Annotated in this window: 14 protein-coding genes; 10 read left to right on the top strand and 4 right to left on the bottom strand. The window is 63.6% G+C overall.

From position 1 onward, the window contains the following. Positions 1 to 405 precede the first annotated feature (405 nt). Both M4J40_RS07235 and M4J40_RS07240 read right to left on the bottom strand, forming a co-directional pair. Positions 406 to 2,886: an autotransporter domain-containing protein gene (locus tag M4J40_RS07235; RefSeq protein ID WP_251753265.1), complete on the bottom strand. Its 2,481-nt coding sequence runs from the start codon at positions 2,884 to 2,886 to the stop codon at positions 406 to 408. A gap of 427 nt (positions 2,887 to 3,313) precedes the next feature. Beyond that, on the bottom strand, positions 3,314 to 3,619 hold the full coding sequence (locus M4J40_RS07240) for a hypothetical protein (protein WP_251753267.1): 306 nt from the start codon (positions 3,617 to 3,619) through the stop codon (positions 3,314 to 3,316). A gap of 220 nt (positions 3,620 to 3,839) precedes the next feature. Between M4J40_RS07240 and M4J40_RS07245 the strand changes: the two genes are divergently transcribed. Continuing rightward, the gene (locus tag M4J40_RS07245) at positions 3,840 to 4,754 is read left to right on the top strand and encodes a LysR substrate-binding domain-containing protein (RefSeq protein WP_251753268.1); all 915 of its coding nucleotides are present in this window, start codon (positions 3,840 to 3,842) and stop codon (positions 4,752 to 4,754) included. 112 nt (positions 4,755 to 4,866) lie between these two features. Continuing rightward, on the top strand, positions 4,867 to 5,880 hold the full coding sequence (gene add / locus M4J40_RS07250) for an adenosine deaminase (protein ID WP_251753270.1): 1,014 nt from the start codon (positions 4,867 to 4,869) through the stop codon (positions 5,878 to 5,880). Between the two features lie 164 nt (positions 5,881 to 6,044). Here the strand turns inward: add and M4J40_RS07255 are convergent, their stop codons facing one another. Beyond that, a complete protein-coding gene (locus tag M4J40_RS07255; RefSeq protein ID WP_251753272.1) occupies positions 6,045 to 6,533 on the bottom strand; it encodes a ferritin in 489 nt (162 codons plus the stop codon). Positions 6,534 to 7,036: 503 nt separating this feature from the next. Here M4J40_RS07255 and M4J40_RS07260 point away from each other — a divergent pair. Continuing rightward, positions 7,037 to 8,716 carry a methyl-accepting chemotaxis protein gene (locus M4J40_RS07260; RefSeq protein ID WP_251753274.1) on the top strand — a complete coding sequence of 560 codons (1,680 nt, stop codon included), beginning with the start codon at positions 7,037 to 7,039 and terminating at the stop codon, positions 8,714 to 8,716. A gap of 521 nt (positions 8,717 to 9,237) precedes the next feature. Here M4J40_RS07260 and M4J40_RS07265 read toward each other — a convergent pair. Continuing rightward, a complete protein-coding gene (locus tag M4J40_RS07265; RefSeq protein ID WP_251753275.1) occupies positions 9,238 to 10,188 on the bottom strand; it encodes a GNAT family N-acetyltransferase in 951 nt (316 codons plus the stop codon). Between the two features lie 716 nt (positions 10,189 to 10,904). Here M4J40_RS07265 and M4J40_RS07270 point away from each other — a divergent pair. The 7 genes from M4J40_RS07270 (at position 10,905) to M4J40_RS07300 (ending at position 19,382) form a co-directional block, all read left to right on the top strand. Then, a complete protein-coding gene (locus M4J40_RS07270; RefSeq protein WP_251753277.1) occupies positions 10,905 to 11,795 on the top strand; it encodes a restriction endonuclease in 891 nt (296 codons plus the stop codon). 97 nt (positions 11,796 to 11,892) lie between these two features. Continuing rightward, positions 11,893 to 12,801 carry a winged helix-turn-helix domain-containing protein gene (locus tag M4J40_RS07275; protein ID WP_257235146.1) on the top strand — a complete coding sequence of 303 codons (909 nt, stop codon included), beginning with the start codon at positions 11,893 to 11,895 and terminating at the stop codon, positions 12,799 to 12,801. Between the two features lie 12 nt (positions 12,802 to 12,813). Next, the gene (locus M4J40_RS07280; protein WP_251753280.1) at positions 12,814 to 14,502 is read left to right on the top strand and encodes a CHAT domain-containing protein; all 1,689 of its coding nucleotides are present in this window, start codon (positions 12,814 to 12,816) and stop codon (positions 14,500 to 14,502) included. Between the two features lie 520 nt (positions 14,503 to 15,022). Beyond that, a complete protein-coding gene (locus tag M4J40_RS07285) occupies positions 15,023 to 16,000 on the top strand; it encodes a nucleoside hydrolase (RefSeq protein WP_251753282.1) in 978 nt (325 codons plus the stop codon). A 104-nt stretch (positions 16,001 to 16,104) separates the two neighbouring features. Next, on the top strand, positions 16,105 to 17,424 hold the full coding sequence (locus tag M4J40_RS07290) for an ABC transporter substrate-binding protein (RefSeq protein ID WP_251753283.1): 1,320 nt from the start codon (positions 16,105 to 16,107) through the stop codon (positions 17,422 to 17,424). Between the two features lie 255 nt (positions 17,425 to 17,679). Beyond that, the gene (locus tag M4J40_RS07295) at positions 17,680 to 18,549 is read left to right on the top strand and encodes a carbohydrate ABC transporter permease (RefSeq protein WP_251753284.1); all 870 of its coding nucleotides are present in this window, start codon (positions 17,680 to 17,682) and stop codon (positions 18,547 to 18,549) included. Continuing rightward, positions 18,549 to 19,382 (top strand): carbohydrate ABC transporter permease, encoded by an 834-nt coding sequence (locus M4J40_RS07300; RefSeq protein ID WP_251753286.1) that lies wholly within the window; start codon positions 18,549 to 18,551, stop codon positions 19,380 to 19,382. Before M4J40_RS07295 ends, M4J40_RS07300 begins: the two co-directional genes overlap by 1 nt. The last annotated feature ends 3 nt before the right edge of the window (positions 19,383 to 19,385 follow it).

Here is a 19,385-nt window from a genome sequence, read left to right on the forward strand (position 1 = left end):
CGCGAGCCAGCGCGTCGTGAGATTGGGGACCGGCAGACGCAACGTCAAACCAAGAATTCTAGAGTCTCCAGCAAAAGTGGGAACCGGCTTTGCGCCTGGGGGGGCGTGAAAGCAAAGATGTAGAGCGCGTTGGCGAACCAGGGGGCCGCCGGACGCGCTCTGGGTCCATGCGGAGCCCCATATCTCCGCCGAGCCCTTTCCGGCCTAAGATCCTCTGCCTGCGCAGAGGAGGACAGCTTGATGGTGAGGGGAGACAGGTTGGCAAACGAGGGGGGCGCCGCTGACCATCTGTTCCACATCGCGTCCTGCCCTCGCGAAGGTCGCTTGAATTCGCGCGCGAACTCAAGGCGGACCTCAGCAGGACGGGGTGCAGCGCCGATATCGGCCTCCCGGCGCCGCCTTGCCTCAGAATGCCACTCTGAGGCCGAGGCGCCCCGACATGGCCATGGAGTCATCGGTGTAGACCGTGCCGTCGACCGAGCCATAGACCGATGTCCGTTCCGACAGCATGGCGTCGAAGCCGAGGCCGAGGCTGGCGCCGGCCACGTTCCGGTCGGCCGAACTCGACACGGAGAACTCGTTGTTGAGCAGGCTGGCGCGGGTGGTGCTCGAGCCGAGCGCCTGCGTGTCGCTCACCGACGCCGTGGCGATCACCGCCGCCGGCAGGCCGGAGGGCAGCCTCAGCTTGCGCTTCAGCTCCACCTGCAGCCGGCCATCGAGCGTGTGGCTCTGGCGCGCGTCGTAGGTGACGTTCTGCGACGAGCCGCTTTCGCTATAGCCGTCGTAGAAGGCGCCGGTGTAGCGGGCCTTGGCGCTGGGCGTCAGCTCCCAGCCGGGGGCGATCTGGTAGGTGCCGCTCACCGCGATCTCCGGCGAAACGTACCAGCCCATGAAATCGCCCGAGGCCGTTTGCGTGCCGCCGTTGAGCGAGCGGCTGGCGCGGTTTTCGATGGCGCCGCCGGTCAGAGAGGCGTTCCATTGCAGGTCGCCGGTCTTCATCGCGCCGTAGACGCCGAGGAAGCCGGTGGCGCCGTTCATGGTCGACACGCTCTGCCCGGCCACGCTGCGCACGCCGCCGCCACCGCCGAAGAAGCCCAGGCGATAGTTTTCGAACTGGTGGTCGACGCCCGAAATTATCCCGTAGTGCGCGGTGTGGCTGTAGTCGTCGCCGCCGCGGCTCGGCTGGTAGCGCAGGCCACCGAAGGCGCGCGCCCAGTAAAGATTGCCGTAGGCGTCCGTCGCCAGACCGCCGCCCAGATCGCGCAGCGCCTTGCTTTCCGCGCTCTCCCGTCTGTCCTCGCCATATTGCAGGGCGGAAATGGTGCTGCCGCCCACGCTCGCCTGGTCGGGCCGCGCCACGTCGAGCGCCAGAATGCTGCCCACCACGTCGGACACCGAGGAGGTATACTGGCTGGCCGCCTGGCTGGCGCCGGGAATGGCCACCACGTTGATGTATCCCGACGTGTCGGGATGTTCGAGAACGAGGGTCTGCTTGGCGTTGTTGAGCGTGATGGTGTTGCTGGCGGCAACGTAGTTGGCGGCGGGAATACTGTAACTGCCGGCGCCGAAGCCGGTGGTGTTGCCGGTGGTGCCGCGATAGTCCACCACCCCGCTGAGGGCGACGCCCGGCTCGAAGTTCAGCGTGTTGTTGCCGGCGTTGAAGTACACCGAAGCGGTGCCGCCCGACACGCTGCCGGAGGCGGTGAACACGTTGCCCGTGGTGTCGAACCAAACGCCGTAGTCGGTGCCGGCGATCGAGCCGGAGCCGTCCAGCGTGGCGCCCGACATCTTCACCCCGGTGGCCGACCCCGACAGCGATCCGGTGACCGACAGCTTGCCGCCGCTGAGCAGAGTGCCGCCGGTGTAGGTGTTCGTGCCCGACAGCGTGGTGGTGCCGGCCTTGACCAGAACCTCGCCGGCCCCGCTGATCGACGGAGCGAACACATAGTCCGCGCTGGTGTGGTTGAAGATGAGCTGGCCGGCGCCATCGCCGAACACGACGCCCTTGGCGGCGGTGACAGAGCCGGCCGCTTCCGCCGTGCTGTCGCCGCCCACGATCAGCTTGCCGGTGCTCGCCGCGCCCCAGGCGATGCGGATCTCGTGATCGGACGACAGCGCGGCGCCGTTCTGGACGATGATCGTGCCGTCGCCGTTAAAGCCGGCGTAGACCTTCCCGGGGAAGGTGGCGTTGTTGTAAAAGCTCGTCAGGCTGGAGCCGGCGCCGGTGACCACGATGGTGCCGGGGCTGCTGGTGTCGACGCCGGCAGCGATCACCGAGGCGCGCGCCGTGGCGCCATCGGCGATGGTCAGCAAGCCATTGCCGGCCGGGTTCGGGTTGCCATCGCCGCCGACCATGATCACCAGTTGCGCATCGATGGTGGTGCCCTTGCCGGTCGCGGTCATGGTTGCAAGGCTTGCGTCTTGGTCGCCGACATAAAGGCCGTCGACGCGCAGGGTCGCGCCGTCCGACACGTTGAGGGTGCTGCCGCCGTGGGTCAGGAGCCAGCCGGCACTGTCAGGATAGTCCGCCGGAATGCCGGTCGTCTTCGTGCCGATCTCGAACAGAGTACCTGTGCCCTGAACCCGCAGCGTTCCCGCGCCGCCCAGATAGAAGCTGCCGTCATTGGTCGAGAACGAGCCGCCGTTGGAAACGGTCATGTCGGCCGCGCCATCCACGCCTGCGTTGACGCCGAACGAGATCGCCAGCACCGCGCCGGCGCCGGTGATGCCAAGCGTACCGGAACCGGCCGCATAGCCAATGGCCATCCCGCTATAGGCCTGCGAGTCGACGATCGTGACGATCTCGTTCCCGCTCTCGCCAATCCTCAGGTCCGACAGGCCGTTCGACAGCGCGGGGCCAGACAGCGCCAGAAAAATCGGAACCATCGCGGTCGATGACTTCAATAAAGGCGAAAATCCCTTGTAAATCATAGCCATCCCCGCGCACTATGGAAGGTGCCGCGCCAACGAGTCAGAGCGAAGGGAACCGGTGCCGGGGACTGAAGCTTACCTCCCCAGCCAAAGGCTAGAGCACCCGCCGATCAGGTTTAATCAACCTGATCGAAAAGCGGCTGCTCCAGCAAATGAATCTGGAGCATTCGCTGGCCGACCAAATGTTTCAACTTGGTCGTCGAATGATCTGGGCGCCCACGGGCCTCTTTCCGATCTCACAACGATAGAGTGCAGTATGTTTGAATATTGCGCAGCCTGACAAGGGGAATTACCCCCAAAGCGCGCATTATGAGTCATATTTTTTTAACCATCCCCGCCCAACCCAGCGGCCCCGCCCTTTTCGGCCTCCCACCCCGCCCCCTCAGTACTGCACCACCTTCACGTAAACCACCGCCCGCCCCTCCCGAACGAGCGCGACGCCCTCGTGTCCGTGCGGTCCCCCGCCCACGCGGCTTCGGCAGAGCCAGAGGCTGTCGCCCGCCTGCATCTCGCCAAAGAGCGGCGCCAGCCCTTCCTTCAGGAGGGCGGGGTCGCGGATGTGTTGGAGGACGTGTTCGGGCGGGTCTTCGAAGCGGTTCAGCAGCCAGCTGGAGATTTGCGGCAGCGTCACCTCGACGACGAGGGCGATGTCGTCGGGGTCGTGCGTGACGTGGGACGGTGAGAACATGTCGGTCATCGGAGCCCGCCTTGCCGGTATCTGTTTCGATACTAAGGCCGTCGGCGATTTCCAGGCAATCGGCCACCCGTATCGCCCCCTTCCCATCCCCCCGCCCCGTGCCTAGAGTATTTGTTCTGCCGCAGTTTCGGACGCAAAACCGGTTCCCACTTTTGCTGAAACTACTCTAAACTCTCCCCCGCCCTTTCCCTCCTCTCCCCCGGCCCGTCCCATGCTCGACCCTCTCGACCACCTCTCGGCCCTGCGCGTTTTCGAGGCGGTGGCGCGGCTTGGCAGCGTGCGGCTGGCGGCCATGGAGCTGGGGGTCACCGATGGCGCGGTGTCCAAGCAGATCCGGGCGCTGGAGGCGGCGCTGAAGACCGAGCTGTTCATCCGCGCCCATCGCAAGCTAATCCTCACCGACACGGGCGAGCGGCTGTCGATTTCGCTGGCCGCCGCCTTCGAGAGCATCGTGCGCTCGGTCGAGCGGGCCGAGCGGTCGGGCCAGCGCGGCCGGCTGGTGATCGCCGCGCCGGCCACCTTCCTGGTCCGCTGGTTCCTGCCGCGCCTGCCCAGGCTGCTCAAGCGCCTCAAGGGCACCGAGATCGACGTCGTCGCCTGGAACAAGGACCCCATCGCCACCGACCGCTCCATCGACATGCACGTGGTCGTCGGCGGCGAGAACGCCATTCCCGGCATGACGCGCCACGTCTTCGGCCCGGAAACCTTCGGCCCGGTGGCGAGCCCGGAGATCCTGCCCGAGGGCGGCCCGCCCGAGGACATCCTCTCCGCCCAGCGGCTCACCACCGTCTGGCCCACGGCCATGTGGTCCAACTGGTCGATGGAAAGCGGCCACGCGCTGCCCGAAAGCCCCATGCTGCGCTTCGAGCGGCTGTTGTTCGCCATCAAGGCGGCGGAGGCCGGCGTCGGCGCGGTGCTGGCGCCCGGCCCGGCCGTGTGGGACGCCATCGCCGGCGGACGGCTGGTGGCGCCGCTCGGCCTCTACAAGCGCGACGGCACCTGGGCGCTGCTCTGGCGCAGCGACCAGACGTCGGCGCTGCACATGTCCACCCTGCGCTGGTTCCAGGCCGAGTTCGCCGCCTCCGAGGCCGCCGCCTTCGGCAAAACATCGCTTGAGCGGGAATAGGCCGGATCAAGCGGACGGACATGATTGAGCGCGCCTCAACTGAACTCCCCATAACTCGGTTGCCGGTCGGGCAACGCGCGGCGACAGTTCGTCGCAGGATGGAGACTGCCCCATGCTCGTCGATGTGACCGCCGCGCCCACCTTCACCTCGAGGCCCAAGGTCGAACTGCACGTTCACCTCGATTGTTCGCTGACGCGCCGCGCGCTCAATCGCCTGGGCAACCCCATCGGCGAGGCCGAGTTCCGCCGCCTCTACACCGCGCCCGAGCGCTGCGACAACCTGATGGACTACCTCCGCGCCATCGGCCCGTCGGCCGCCGCGCTGCAAACCGCGCCCGCGCTCGCCATCGCCACCGACGAGATGATGCGGGCTCTCGCCGCCGACGGCGTCATCCACGCCGAAATCCGCTTCGCGCCCCACACCCACCAGCGCGGCGGCCTCAGCCTCGATCAGGTGATGGCGGCGGTGACGGAGGGCCTCGCCGCCGGGGCGGAGGCCACCGGCATCACCGCCGGGCTGATCCTCTGCGCCCTGCGCGACTACCCGCCCGAGGCCAACCTCACGGTGATCGAGCTGGCCCACCGCTGGCGCGACCGGGGCGTCGTCGGCGTCGATCTGGCCGGCGACGAGGCGGGCCATCCGGCCGCCGCCAACCGCGCCGTGTTCGACCGCGCCCACGTGCTCGGCCTGCCGGTCACCGCCCATGCCGGCGAGGCGGCCGGGCCGGACAGCCTTGCCGAGGTGATGGCACTGCTCGCCCCCGCCCGCATCGGCCACGGCGTCCGCGCCATCGAAAGCGAGGACCTCCTGGCCGAGATCAAGGCGCGCAACCTCCACCTCGAAGTCTGCCCGTCGTCCAACATCCAGGTCGGCGTCTACAGCGACTATGCCGACCACCCCATCGACCGGATGTCTCGGCGCGGCCTGTCGCTCTCCATCAACACCGACGCCCGCACGGTGGCCCCGCTCAGCCTGTCGCTGGAATACCGCCGCCTCGCCGTCGCCTTCGGCTGGCAGACGGGCGAATTCCTCGCCCACAACCTCGAAGCCCTCCGCCACGCCTTCTGGCCGGAAGCGGCGAAGCCCGCCCTCGGGGGGCGGCTGGTCGAGGGATGGAGTGGCTGAGGCTACTGGAGCGAATTCGACATTTGCATCCGCGTAACAGGCGCCGCCGGGCAAATGTCTCCGCCGAGCCGTCGGCCCAGCAGGGATCGCCCGCCGCGCGCGACGAACTCTGCCCCGGCGCGCATGGTGCACGCCGGGTTGCCAGCCGTTACCTCTGGCCCAGCTTACCTCTGGCCCAGGATGTGTTTGTCCACGAACAGGGCGGCGAAGCCGTTGTCGCCCGACATCTTGAGCTGGGCGATCACGTCGGTGACGGTCTTCTCTTCCTCGACCTGCTCGGTGACGAACCATTGCAGGAAAATCTCGGCCGCCACGTCGGCGTCCTTGGCCGCCAGCGCATAGAGCGCGTTGATCGAGGCGGTAACCTTCTGCTCGTGCGCCAGCACCTGCTCGAACACCTCCAGCGGCTTGCCGAACGCCACCGGCGGCTGCTCGATCGCCGAAAGCTCCACCTTGCCGCCGCGATCGTACACATAGTCCCACAGCTTCATGCCGTGGCCGCGCTCCTCGTCCGACTGTTTCTTCATCCACGATGCGAAGCCCGGCAGGTTCGCGGCTTCGAAATGGGCGGCCATCGCCAGATACAGATACGAGGAATAGAACTCTTTCTGGATCTGCTCGTTGAAGCCGTTCTGAAGGGCATCACTCAACATCTTCACTTCTCCTCTTGTCGCCCGCGCCGACGATGCATCACCGCTTCCAGCCGTCTTGTTCTATCGCGCTTTTTTCCTGAAGAGCGTCTCCACTTTTCCCAATACGCGCTAGTGCTGAGGGAAACCTGGACCGGTCAGGCCGAGAGGCGCCGCTCCACACCAGGATTCCGGCGTAAAAGTCACGAATGACGCACCAGCGGGCACGCCGGACGCCAGCCGGTATCGACCCATCCGAAACGGACGCCCGCCCTCTCCGAGCCGCGGCTGATCCCTCGGTGCGGTAGAGCCGACCGGCAATGTGCTCCATTGATTTCAACCACCTCGCAAAAATACCTATATAAGTATATATTTCTTCATACTTTGCTCAAACACTAGAAAAACAACCGGGACAGCAAATAAAAATACGCATCGTTACTCGCCAGACGCTTCCGTAATTAAGCATTCATTCATGGGGATCTGGTGTTCTTTTCCAGCTTACGCCCCGTTTCTCCACCGAGGTTGGAATGAAGCTTACCATCAAGACGGCACTCACACTTCTCACGGTTCTCCTGACGGCGGTCATCGCCATTGAAGGCGGTCTGGCGCTGCGTTCGCTGGGCCAGGTCAACGACAACGTCATCGAGATCGCCACCAACTGGCTGCCGAGTGTCGAGATCACCAACACGCTCAACACCAATACCTCGGACTACCGCATCGCCGAGGGCTCGCACATCATGTCGACCACGCCCGACGAGATGGCCAAGGCGGAAGACGAGATCAAGGCGGTCTCGGCGACGATCGCCAAGAACCTCGACGTCTACAAGAGCCTGGTGTCCTCGCCGGACGAGCAGGCCAACCTCGACAAGTTCATCGCCCGCTGGGGCGACTACAACGCCCTTCATGACAAGCTCATCGAGCTGTCGCGCGCCAACCAGAACGAGCAGGCGGCGACGCTGTTCAAGGGCGAGATGCGCACGGTGTTCGACGATGCGTCGAGCGTGCTCCTCAAGGCCGTCAACATCAACCACGACAGCTCCGAAGTCGCCCGTGTCGACGCCGAGCAGACCTTTGGCGGCGCCCGCACCATGGTTTGGTCGACGATCATCGTCGGCGTGCTGCTCGGCCTGGCCGCCATCGTCTTCGTCCGGTCGCGCGTGACGGCACCTCTCGGCCGGCTGTCCGGCGCCATCGCAAACGTCGCAGCCGGCGACTACGCGTCATCGATCGCCGGCATCGCCCGGCATGACGAGCTCGGCATCATGGCCCGGGCCGTCGACGACTTCCGGCACAAGCTGGCGGACGCGGAACAGCAGCGCGCCGAACAGGCCGAGCGCGACGCCGCCGCCGCCCAACGCGCCAAGGACGAGCGCATCGCCATCGCCGACGACCTGATCGACAAGGTCGGCTCCCTGGCCGACGTTTTCCTGAGCACGTCGGGCGAGGTCAAGGACGCCGCCACCAACCTCGCCTCGACCGCCGAGGAGACCGCGCGGCAGGCCCAGACGGTGGCCGGCGCCGCGGAAGAGGCTTCGGTCAACGTGCAGACGGTGGCCGCCTCGGCCGAGGAACTGTCGGCCTCGGTCCACGAGATCAACAATCAGGTCAGCCAGTCGTCGAAGGTCGCCGACCGCGCCTATCACGAGGCGGAAGAGGTCAACGGGCGCATCGCCGTCCTGTCGTCGGCCGCCGCTGCCATCGGCGACGTGGTCAACCTGATCTCCGGCATCGCCGAGCAGACCAATCTCCTCGCCCTCAACGCCACCATCGAGGCGGCGCGGGCTGGCGAAGCCGGGCGCGGGTTCGCCGTCGTCGCCTCCGAGGTCAAGGCGCTGGCCGCCCAGACCGGACGCGCCACCGAGGACATCTCCGCCAAGATCACCGAGATGCAGCAGGCCACCGACACCGCCGTCGCGTCCATCGCCGAGATCGTGCGGACGATCGCCTCGGTGCGCGAGAGCTCGGCGGCGATCGCCGGCGCGGTCGAGCAGCAGGGATCGGCCACCGGCGAGATCGCCCAGAACACCCAGCTCGCCGCCTCGGGAACCGCATCGGTCACCAACAACATTTCCGGCGTCGGCACCGCCGCCGAAATGACCGGCTCGGCCTCGACCCAGCTGATGGGGCTGGCCGGCAGCCTGACCGACAAGGCCAAGGAACTCAAGATCGCGGTGGCCGGTTTCGCCGACACGCTGCGCGCCGCGTGACACCGCCCCTCCTCCACGACGACGACGTGGCGGAAACGGGCCCCGAACAGGAAGAAAGCGCGCGGAAACCTCCGCGCGCTGATCCACGAAGCTCGCCAGCCCTTGAACAGAGCATCATCCGACCGGAGTGATACGAGGATCGACAAGATGATGCGTTGCAAACAAGAGCTTAGGGCGCCGATCTGATTCAATCAGATCGAACAGCGTTCTAGAGCAACTACAGCAAAAGTGGATACCGGTTTTGCGCCCGGAGTTGCGTGAAAACAAAGAGATAGAGCATGTTGGCGAACCAAGGTTCGCCGGACGTGCTCTAGGAGCCGACCGAACGCACAAGGCGTCGGTTCTTCGAGCCTCCAGAACGCCACATCGTTAGGCCCGATCACGACATCCCCGCCCACAACCTCAAAGCCGTGAGACGACTTCCTGCCGGAAGAGGCGAAGGCCGGGCTCGGGGCGGCTGGTCGAGGGGTGGAGCGGCTAGCTCCGGCAACAGTGGGTGCCGGAGCTGCGCCTTTGCAAGTCTAGCGGGCCGCGCGGTGCGCCCTGACCGCGCCCTGGAAGCGTGGATCGGCGTTGAGCCTTTCAAGCGCCCAGTGCTGTTCCAGCCACTCCGTCTTGCCCCACCACCCGCGTTCCACCAGTCGCTCGACCGTGGTCACGGCCTTGTCGGGCTCGCCGGCCAGAACCCAGGCCACCGCCGCATGAAAGTAGAGCCAGACGATCTCGGAGGCGCCGGCCTCGAACGTCGCGGCCAGTTCTCGGCAATAGGCGACATCGAGGTCGCCGTCGTTTTCGGCCGGCACACGGGCGGCGAAGCCCAGGTAGCGATCGGTCACCTCAAAGCCCAGAGCCGAGGCGACCTTCTGGGACCGAGTGTTCGAAGCGTAACAGTGCCAGCCAAAGGCGGTGACGCCCTGCTCGCCGGCCCGGTGAAGACTGGCGGCGGCGGCAGCTTTCGCGAGGCCCCGCCCGCGATAGGCCGGGTGCGTCCAGACGCCGAACTCGGCATAGCCATCGACGACCATGTCAGCCGAACAACGCGAAACGACGTCGCCCGCATATGTGATCGATACGTCCACGGACTGGCTGTCCGCGACAAGCTCGAAGCCGTCGGGCACGGGAAAGGACCGCGCGCGGCCTGCGTCCAGGGCAAGCCGCACCCGGTCGTGCGCGATCATGAACCGATTGGGCAGAACCTCGCCGATGACCGGAAGCCAGGGTCCATCGGGATACACATACTCCCAATCTTCAATCTCGTCGGCAAGGCCGCCGAGGTCGCGACGGGGATCGCCGGCGAGATACACCCCCTCCGGCCCCCGCAGAATGGCCTGACGCGGCGACGCCGGATCGTCGACCCAGATATCGCCGAGAGACGGATCGCGGAGAACGGCCCTGACGCTGCCGTGGCGAAGGGAAAGGTTGTCAAAAAGCGGTGCGATGGCCGCAAAGCCATTCGGTTCGAGTTTGAACATGAAAGAACGTCCTGAGCTCGGCTCCCTAAGGAGCCGCAAGGAAAGGAAGCTGCGACGACACCGTCGCACGAGACACGCCGGACAAACGGCGGATTGCATTGCTCTTTTGCATGCGTGCCTCCTTTCCACTCGGAACTGCGGTAATCCTAGCCGCGCGCGGCGGCCATGGTCAACGAGGACGGAGAGAGGTGGGGTCTGTTCATGCGAAACGGGCGACAGCACTGTGGCTCTGTTAAGGCTGCCTACGTCACTAGGGGCGCTTGTCCCGCTGCGCTTGGAGGGGCGAATTTTGGCCGGGAGGGGACCGGCCGGTTTTGGATGGCTCACTGAGAGAGCTGACGTTTGGCTAACGGCCCATTACGGCCATTCACGGGTGGATAGCGAATCCTGCAAGCTGGCCCTTTGTCCAGCTCGGCAAACGCGGGTTGGAGCGTAATCTGGGCGGGACCGGTATATCGATCCAGAGCAAAGCAAGCGATACCGGAAGAAAACTCTCTCTCGGCGATGAATATCATCGTAGTCGCGTTTGCATTACATATATCTTTATATCCCCTCATGTCCGGAGATTTTCTCATGAGATTCATATGTAAAAATCTCCATAGAATACGTATAATAGCTGTTTTCCGCGTATTGGAACGTGATTATTTTCGAATTTCGTTTCGAAAATATTTGGAATTTGCGTGGTGACTACATACAAGCGAAACATCCACATAGGGATGATCAACTATGACCACGTGGATCTCGATGCTGGAGCGATGTTTTTCTCAAACGCGCTGCGGGAGCGGATCTGCCCCTGCTGCTCGATTGGCCTCCTCGCGTTCGAGCACGAGCTGCCTACGCAGCCACTCAAACCCGGACACGTACAACTTCGGTGGCTCACGGCAGAGATTTGCCCATCGTGTGGCTGGTGGCACTTTCGCCAAGATAGCGAAGTGTCACTCCCCAACTATCCGGGCAAGGTGTCCCGAGCCACGTGGTGGGAACTGACCCACGCTCTCCAATCAGAGATCGATCTCGGGGAGACGACGCTCCCCATTGAAACGCTTCAGCGACATCTGGTGAAGCGCTGGGAGGACAGGACCCTGTTATCGGCACAGCAGGCGGAAGACTTGGTCGCATCCCTTCTGCAGGAACATCACGGTGGCCAGGTCGTCAGGCTCTCGGCGAACGCCAACAGTGCGGACGGTGGGATCGACCTCTATCTTGTGGCGGAGGGCGGAGCGATCCGACGAGCCGTCCAAGTAAAGCGCCGTATCACGTCAAAAGCCGAATCTGTCAAGGAGGTCAGAAACTTCGTAGGTGCCATGGTCCTCGAACGGGTAGACCATGGTGTCTTCGTGACAACGGCGTCCAATTTCACACGAGTAGCGCAAGCGATGACCGCAAAAGCTGCTGGCGCAAAACACAAGCTTCAACTGGATTTGGTGGATGGTGATCGCCTCCTAGAGATGCTCCGGAAGAGTAATGGCGAGAAGCCGGCTCTGTTGCCGCCACAGGTAAAGCCCGACCAAGAATGGCGCGATGCAAGAGGCCAAATCATCTCGGGCCACGATTTGTTTAATGGCGACATCAGAGAATGGGCCGGGACCGCACTTCGGAGACCGTGAAGAACAATAGATCAATTGAGCGTACGATCGTCACTCTGGAATCGCGTCTTTGCCATCGCTTTGCTATCATAGAAAGAACCAGTAAAATCGGTGGCCAATGGACTCCTATCTCGACATCGCAGAACGAGTGCTAAAAGCTTCGAAGAGGCCGATGAGCGCGCGTGCCATTATAAGCGCGGCGTATCGGGCTGGGATCGTACCCGATCATTTGTACGGCAAGACTCAGTTCAAGACTTTGCAGGCAAGACTCAGCGAGGAGATCCTCTATAACCGTCGTAACACGCTGTTTTTTCGGACCGAGCCAGGCGTATTCTTTCTCACTGAGTTAATGTCCGATCCGTCGATCCCGCAGGAATTCAAGACCGCGTTCCCGGCGCGGCGCCGAACTCGCGACCTATTGAACGAGCCGAGTCTCGCGTTGGCGACGAAATACGTCATGTCGGACCGGTTCTCGGAATTTCACAGTTGGCATGACCTCGTCGTGGACGCCGAACGCCACGATGCAGTCAAGTATGTCGATCCGAAGCACACCTCATCCGACTTCATTATGATCTGGTCGTTCTCGCTCGTGCGGCGCGCCCAGTGCGTCCTCTCCTATCGCATAGGCCGATATCGGGATGACCGCGACCAGTTTGCCAACCGTCGCACGATCGGGTTTCCTGGGATCGTTGGCTTTACCGACAATACGTTGTTCTCGGAGGGCGACTACGGTGCTGCCGAAGGTGCGCTTGAAGCATTGCTGACCGACCTTGATCTCTCGTTGCGCTCCTTTACGAGCGAGGGAAAGGTCGAGCTCCCCACGTCGACAGACATCGTGAAGCTGGATTACTCGGGCGATAAGCCGACAATACTGCTGATAATGCAGTGGAAGTGCCCCGAATGGTTCGAGCCCACTACTCGGCGTCTATCCCTGAATGATTTATGTTGGTTCGATATGTCATCGCGGGTGAACAATATCGATGACTTCGAACCTTGGTCTCGCGCTGCGTTGGACTGTATCCGTTAACGGCAGTAATGAATGGCGCTCTCACCGGTCATATCCCCTCAACAGACGGCGTTCCTCAGGTTCGAATTGGACCATGGTGACACACGTCGCAAAAAGAAGGCGCTGCAAGACGTTTCCCGAATGTACCGTGATGGAGCGCGCTTCAACGCCGAGAACTTGGAGGCCGTTGAGACCACCATTGACGGTCTTTTGCTTCAAAGCAACCAAGACCGGAAGGTCGTGCGCTGGAGCCTCAACGCTTTAGGCCAATTGGGTCGAAGGACGAAGTCAGACAACCCAGTTAGGCTGGCCCTGAAGCACTATGATGGTGATCCAGAAATTACTGCGGCTGGTATTGCTGCTTTGTCGAGTATGCATGGCGGCCGGATAGAGGAGATTGATCTATTTCAAAACTGCGATCCGTGCTTGCGCACACTCGCGGCACTCCAAAACACCGACCCAAAGTTCCTCGATCTTTCCAAGGTGCGCATCGACATTGACAAAGCGGATAAGGAAATTTTGAAGCTGGCCCTCATAACCGTGGGGCTGAACCGGGATATCGATAACCTCTTCCACCCGAAGCACAGCAACGGACAGATTATTAAAGCGCTTGGAACCTACCCCGACGACGTCGTGGTGCAGTACTCGGTCTGGGCAATCATCGAGAATAAGAAGCTCGGGATGCACGATCTAGGAGTGAGCACACACCCGGTGGATGCACTGCCAACAAACGTTCAGGCTAAAGTCATGCAGCTTGTCGCGACGCGCGAGAGCGATCATGACAAACGACATGCTCTGATGCTTGACGGACCGTACCTACCCAACGCCGACGCGCGTGAAGGAATGGCGAAGGGCTTGCTCTCGGTCTACTACGAGGGGCTTGAAGGCATCATGCTTGACTGGTCCAAGCAGGAGTCTGTCGAATACGTTCGCAAGTTGATTGCGCAGCATTTCGCTCGGTTCTCCAACGTATGTGTGATGTACGAGGAAGAAGCCCTAAAGCTATTTGATGCGAATCCCGAACTACGCGACCATCTTCGGCTTGGAGCAGAAGGCCTTCCCCTCTACAACAAATTGCGTCTGCAGGATCTACGCATGGGCACGGCTGATCTCTTCGGCGAGGAGGACGATTTCATGCAGTCAATCAAGAAGACCAAGCCGGTTAGGCAGACCGTGAAAGCACTCATGCTGTTGGCAGCGCCGAAGGACGCTAATCGCCTGCGGCTCGACGAAGAAGTTCGCGATCTCAAGGACAAGTTGAGGATGGTTCAGAATGCAGTTGTCGATGTTGTAGTCGTTAACGAGTGGGCTGTTCGCGTGGACCAGATTCAGGATGCCCTTTTTAATGAGAAGCCGCAGGTGCTGCATTTCAGTGGACATGGTGATACTGGCGTGCTGTTCTTTGAAGATCGTAACGGTGACGCAGCGCCTGTCGATACGAAATCTTTTGGGGAGTTGATTGGCCTCCATGCGGATACGGTTAAGTGCGTGATCCTCAGCGCATGTTATTCCGAGAATGTTGCGAAGGCCGTTCGAGCGCATGTGCCGTGGGTGATCGGATGTGACCAATCGATCGCCGACGACGCAGCGATTGCGTTCTCTCGTGCATTTTATCGCGCTGTGGCTAATGGACAGGACTATCAGACGGCATTCCGTCACGCGCGCAACGAGGTATCACTAAACGGGATGAGCGCCGAGGCCGAGAAGTACAAGCTTCTCTAGTAGCTGCGTCTTTGTACACGGCAGGTCGAATGCCTTCGAGCCGGCTCGTTCCGCGAGGAAACGGCGCATCCTAGGCAAGTCGGCTTAGTTGCCAACGAAGGGGAACCTTCCGACGCAACATAGCGAACCTCGAACTTCACCGCTGATTGAGGGCACAATGTGCCCCAATGGAGGGACTGGACCGCCCGCTTTCAAGAAAGCGCAAATGCTACTTGGACGACCGCCATGGGGCGCAAAGCCGCCTTCTCCGCGCGTCCTCCTCCGGATCAAAGCGGTCCACCGTTCGTCCTGCCAACTCCCGGGAATCCGGCACGAGCCGCTCTTGTTCGTCGGCTGATCGATCGGGCTGGATCAGATCTGTGCCCAATCAGCGCACCTGCGCAGCCCACCAATGCGGCTAACGCCTCCGCGCCACCAAGCCCACTTCCTCGCCCCTCCCCCCCAACCCTTGAGCCAAACTCAACCGAACGCACAAACCATCGATTTTTCGGCCGGCGAAAACGCAGCATTGTCCCGGCCCATGACCGTACCCCCGACGACCCGCCGCCGCCTGATCATCGACTGCGACCCCGGCCACGACGATTTCGCGGCCATTGCGCTGGCGGTGACCTCCGGTGCGTTCGACATCGAGGCGATCACCGCCGTTTGCGGCAACGCGCCGCTCGATCGCACCTCGGCCAACGCGCTGGCCATCGCCGATGCGCTGGGCACCGCCATTCCCGTTTATGCCGGCGCGGTGGCGCCGCTTCTGCACCGCTACGATTTTCCCGCCGATTTCCACGGCGTCACCGGGCTCGACTCGGCCGGCGCCACGCTGCCGCCGCCGCGCCGGGCGCTGGCGCCGGGCCACGCGGCCGAGGAGATTGTTCGCCGCGTCAACGCCGCGCCGGGCGAGATCACGCTGGCCGTCCTCGGCCCGATGACCAACCTCGCGCTCGCCATCGCCCTCGACCCCGAGCTGCCCGGCAAGGTGCGCGAGCTGGTGTTCATGGGCGGCGGGCTCATCGGCGGCAACGTCACCCCGCGCGCCGAGTTCAACCTCTGGGCCGACCCGGAGGCCGCCGCCATCGTGCTGGCTTCTAGCATCAAGACCACCATGTTCGGGCTCGACGTCACCAACCGCGCCTTCATCGACGGTGACGACCTCGCCCGCATCCGCGCCGCCGTACCGGGCGCCAACCCCGTCGCCGACATCATCCAGTTCTACACCGACCGCTCCGGCGACGTGGCGGCCGGCCGCGCGCCCGGCCCGGCCCTGCACGACACCTGCCCGCTCGCCTTCCTCGTCGACCCCGCGCTGTTCACCATCGAGCAGCTGGCGGTGACGGTGGAAACCGCGCCCGGCCCGCACTATGGCGCGACGGATGCCGACCGCCGCGCCTGGGCGCCCCAGGGCGTCGCCCGCATCGGCGTGGCGCTCGATCTTGACCGCCCCGCCGTCGCAAGACACGTGACCGATGCGCTGGTGGAAGCCGCCCGCCGCATCGCCAAAAGATAACAAAAAGCAAAAACAAGACGTTTGGACCGCTAGATCCGCTAAAAAAAGAAAAGACCGTTGGACCGCTAGATCCGCCATAAAAAGAACTTTCCGAGGAGAAGACCATGACCCGGCTGCCACTGTTGACCACCGCCCTGGCGATTGGGCTCACCGCCACCGCCCACGCCGAGACCACGCTGACCGTGCTGATGATCGAGGGCCTCGACAAGGGCTCGATGGAGGCCGTCGCCGACGCCTACATGGCCAAGCATGCCGACGTGAAGGTGGAGATCCAGAGCCTGCCGTGGAACCAGTTCTTCCAGGTATCGGAGATGCGGCTGAAGTCGAAGGATGCCGCCGTCGACCTGATCTACACCGACGCCCCGGTGGTCGCTTCCTACGCCGCCAATGGCTACATCCTGCCCTTCGACGACGCCGTCGCCAGCGAGGCCAAGGGCAAGCTGGTTGCCTCCTCGGTCGCCACCGGCACCTATGACGGCAAGCTCTATTCGCTGCCGATGAACTCGTCGGCGCAGGTGCTGTTCTACAACATCGACCTCCTGAAGGCCGCCGGCGTCACCCCGCCGAACGGCCTTGCCAAGGACAGCGTCACCAAGCCGACCGACATCGTCAATCTGGCCGAGGACGACCGCTGGACCTTCGAACAGGTGGCGGAAGCGGCCAAGGCCGTCTCCGGCGACGAGGGCGGCAAGGGCAAGCCCTGGGGCTTTGCCTTCGAACAGTTCGGCGAGCTTTACCAGCTGCAGCCGCTGGGCGCCTCGCTCGGGGGCGAGCTGATCTCTTCCGACGCCATGACCGCCGAGAGCCACCTGAACGGCGACGCCTGGACCAAGGCCGCCACCTGGTGGTCGGACCTGTTCAACAAGGACAACGTCAGCCCCCGCTCGCTCGGCTTCGGCGAGGCGGCGCAGATGTTCAACAACGGCCAGCTGGCCATGTTCGTCGGCGGCACCTGGAATGTTGCCGGCGTCGCCGGCTCGTCGATCAACTTCGGCATCGCCCCGCACCCCAAGTTCGCCGAGGGCAAGGCGGCCACCCCCACCGGCAGCTGGTATCTGTCGGTCACCAAGGCCAGCCCCGATGCCGCCGCCGCCGCCGACTTCGCCAAGTTCGCCGCGCTGAGCGACAAGGGCACCGACGTCTGGTTCAAGACGCTCAATCAGCTGCCGGTCACCAACCGCCTGCTCGATGAGATCAACGCCGACCCGGCCTACGACGCCTTCCCCGCCTCGGTCATGCGCCTGTCGGCCTGGGAATCGCGCAACACCGCCGTGCCCCGGCCGGTGACCGTCGCCTTCAGCCAGCTGCAGGATGCCTTCCGCACCGCCTTCACCGACATTGCCAACGGCGTTCCGGTGGAGGAAGCTCTCGACACCGCCGTCGACGCCTACGATCAGGCCGCCAAGCGCCTGAACCGCAAGTAAGCCTTCTCAGGAATGGTTGGCCGCGCCTTCGGGCGCGGTCGCTTCAAGGTAAAAGAGCCTGCCTCAAACTCGCTGGGGCGAGGCAGATAGCAAGACGTTCGAGAACCGGAGCGGAGCGAACTTGAGGGTTCGAGAGCACCGGAAGCGCAGAACTCGCAGTTCAGGCATCCGCCCGAAAAGTTGCAGACTTTTCGGGCCAAGCGGATGCCCAGAGGTGCCCGCCCCAGTAGAGTTTGGGGTAGGCTCGGAGTCCCGATGAATCGCTCGCCTGTCGCCCTTCTGGTCCTGACGCTCGCGCCGGCCTTGCTGGGGCTGGCGATCTTCCGCGCCTACCCAATCGGCCTCGCCTTCTACGAAAGCCTCTACACCACCATCGGCGGCGAGCGGATCTTCGTCGGCCTCGGCAACTACGCCGACCTCTTCGCCGACAGCGGCTTCTGGAAGTCGATGCGCGTCACGCTGTGGTTCAACCTGATCATCAACCCGCTGCAGGTGGCGCTGGCGTTGGCGCTGGCGTTGATGTTCGTGCAGAAGCTGCCGGGCATGGCGCTGTTCCGCCTGTTGTTCCTCATCCCCATCGGCGTGTCGCTGCCGGTCGCCGTCATCATCTGGCGCATCGTGCTGCTGCCGGAAGGCTTTCTCAACGGCGCGCTCGGCGCCATCGGCCTCGGCCCCTACCGCTTCCTGACCAGCCCTGATTTCGCGCTCTATTCCATCATCGGCATCGCCACCTGGAAGGGCATCAGCTACTGGATGATCTTCCTGGTCGGCGGCTTGCAGAACATTCCGCCCGAGATCAACGAGGCAGCGCGGCTCGAGGGCGCCTCGCCCTGGCAGCGCCTGTGGCTGGTGACGCTGCCGCTGCTGAAGCCGACGCTGCTGTTCGTTCTGGTGGCCGACATCACCATCAACTTCCTTCTCTTCGCGCCGGTGTTCATGCTCACCGGCGGCGGCCCGCGCGGCTCCACTAACGTGTTGATGTACGAGGCCTACAAGTCCGGCTTCGTCTTCGGCGACATGGGCCGGGCCATGGCCATCGTCGTCTGCCTCGTCGTCATGTTGCTGATCATCGTCGCCATCCAGTTCCGCCTGTTGTCGTCCGCTCCGGCCAGGGAGGGCAAGTGATGTCGCCCACCGCGCGCAAGGCGCTGATCTATCTCGCCATCGCCGTCACCGCCTTCGTCTTCGTGCTGCCGCTCTGGTGGGCGATCGCCTCGTCCTTCCGGCCCAACGACGCCATGTTCGCCGACCTCTTCCCCTTCACGCCGCGGGCGCTGTTGCCCGAGCCGTTCACGGTCGAGGCCTATGTGGCGATCTTCGAGCGCGGCTTCGGCTCGATCATCGCCAACACGCTGCTCGTCGCCGGCCTCACCACGGCGCTCGGCCTCGTGGTCAACGCGCTGGCCGGCTACGCCTTCGCGCTGTTCGAGTTTCCCGGCAAGTCCGCCGTGCTCGGCGTCGTGGTGGTCAGCTTCATGCTGCCCTTCGAGGCCATCGCCATGCCGCTCTATTCGGTGGTCAGCCAGCTCGGCTGGATCGACCACGTGGCCGCCCTGGTGGTGCCCTCGGTTGCCAACGGCCTTGCCGTTTTCCTGTTCTACCAGTTCTTCCAGCAGGTGCCGAAAGACTATTACGAGGCGGCGCGCCTCGAAGGCGCCGGCTGGCTGCGCATCCTCTGGTCGGTCTACGTGCCGCTGTCGCTGCCCACCTGCATTTCCGCCGGCCTGATGCTGTTCATCTTCCAGTGGGAGGCCTTCCTGTGGCCGCTGCTCGCCATGCCGGCCCAGCAGTTCAAGGTGATCCAGGTGGGCATGGCCGCCTTCCAGGATCAATACACCACGGCGTGGAACCAGCTGTTCGGGGCGGCCGTCATCACGGCGCTGATCCCCATGCTGCTGCTCATTCCGCTGCAACGCTATTACGTGCAGGGCCTCGCCGGCTCTGGCATCAAGGGATGACGC

Origin of the sequence: Pleomorphomonas sp. JP5 (genome assembly GCF_023721815.1) — a bacterium.
Lineage (GTDB): Bacteria > Pseudomonadota > Alphaproteobacteria > Rhizobiales > Pleomorphomonadaceae > Pleomorphomonas.

Bases quoted from the DNA above. Each gene is read 5' to 3' on its own strand.
- M4J40_RS07235 (WP_251753265.1), bottom strand. From the start codon at position 2,886: ATGGTTCCGATTTTTCTGGCGCTGTCTGGCCCCGCGCTGTCGAACGGC.
- M4J40_RS07240 (WP_251753267.1), bottom strand. From the start codon at position 3,619: ATGTTCTCACCGTCCCACGTCACGCACGACCCCGACGACATCGCCCTC.
- M4J40_RS07245 (WP_251753268.1), top strand. From the start codon at position 3,840: ATGCTCGACCCTCTCGACCACCTCTCGGCCCTGCGCGTTTTCGAGGCG.
- add (WP_251753270.1), top strand. From the start codon at position 4,867: ATGCTCGTCGATGTGACCGCCGCGCCCACCTTCACCTCGAGGCCCAAG.
- M4J40_RS07255 (WP_251753272.1), bottom strand. From the start codon at position 6,533: ATGTTGAGTGATGCCCTTCAGAACGGCTTCAACGAGCAGATCCAGAAA.
- M4J40_RS07260 (WP_251753274.1), top strand. From the start codon at position 7,037: ATGAAGCTTACCATCAAGACGGCACTCACACTTCTCACGGTTCTCCTG.
- M4J40_RS07265 (WP_251753275.1), bottom strand. From the start codon at position 10,188: ATGTTCAAACTCGAACCGAATGGCTTTGCGGCCATCGCACCGCTTTTT.
- M4J40_RS07270 (WP_251753277.1), top strand. From the start codon at position 10,905: ATGATCAACTATGACCACGTGGATCTCGATGCTGGAGCGATGTTTTTC.
- M4J40_RS07275 (WP_257235146.1), top strand. From the start codon at position 11,893: ATGGACTCCTATCTCGACATCGCAGAACGAGTGCTAAAAGCTTCGAAG.
- M4J40_RS07280 (WP_251753280.1), top strand. From the start codon at position 12,814: ATGGCGCTCTCACCGGTCATATCCCCTCAACAGACGGCGTTCCTCAGG.
- M4J40_RS07285 (WP_251753282.1), top strand. From the start codon at position 15,023: ATGACCGTACCCCCGACGACCCGCCGCCGCCTGATCATCGACTGCGAC.
- M4J40_RS07290 (WP_251753283.1), top strand. From the start codon at position 16,105: ATGACCCGGCTGCCACTGTTGACCACCGCCCTGGCGATTGGGCTCACC.
- M4J40_RS07295 (WP_251753284.1), top strand. From the start codon at position 17,680: ATGAATCGCTCGCCTGTCGCCCTTCTGGTCCTGACGCTCGCGCCGGCC.
- M4J40_RS07300 (WP_251753286.1), top strand. From the start codon at position 18,549: ATGTCGCCCACCGCGCGCAAGGCGCTGATCTATCTCGCCATCGCCGTC.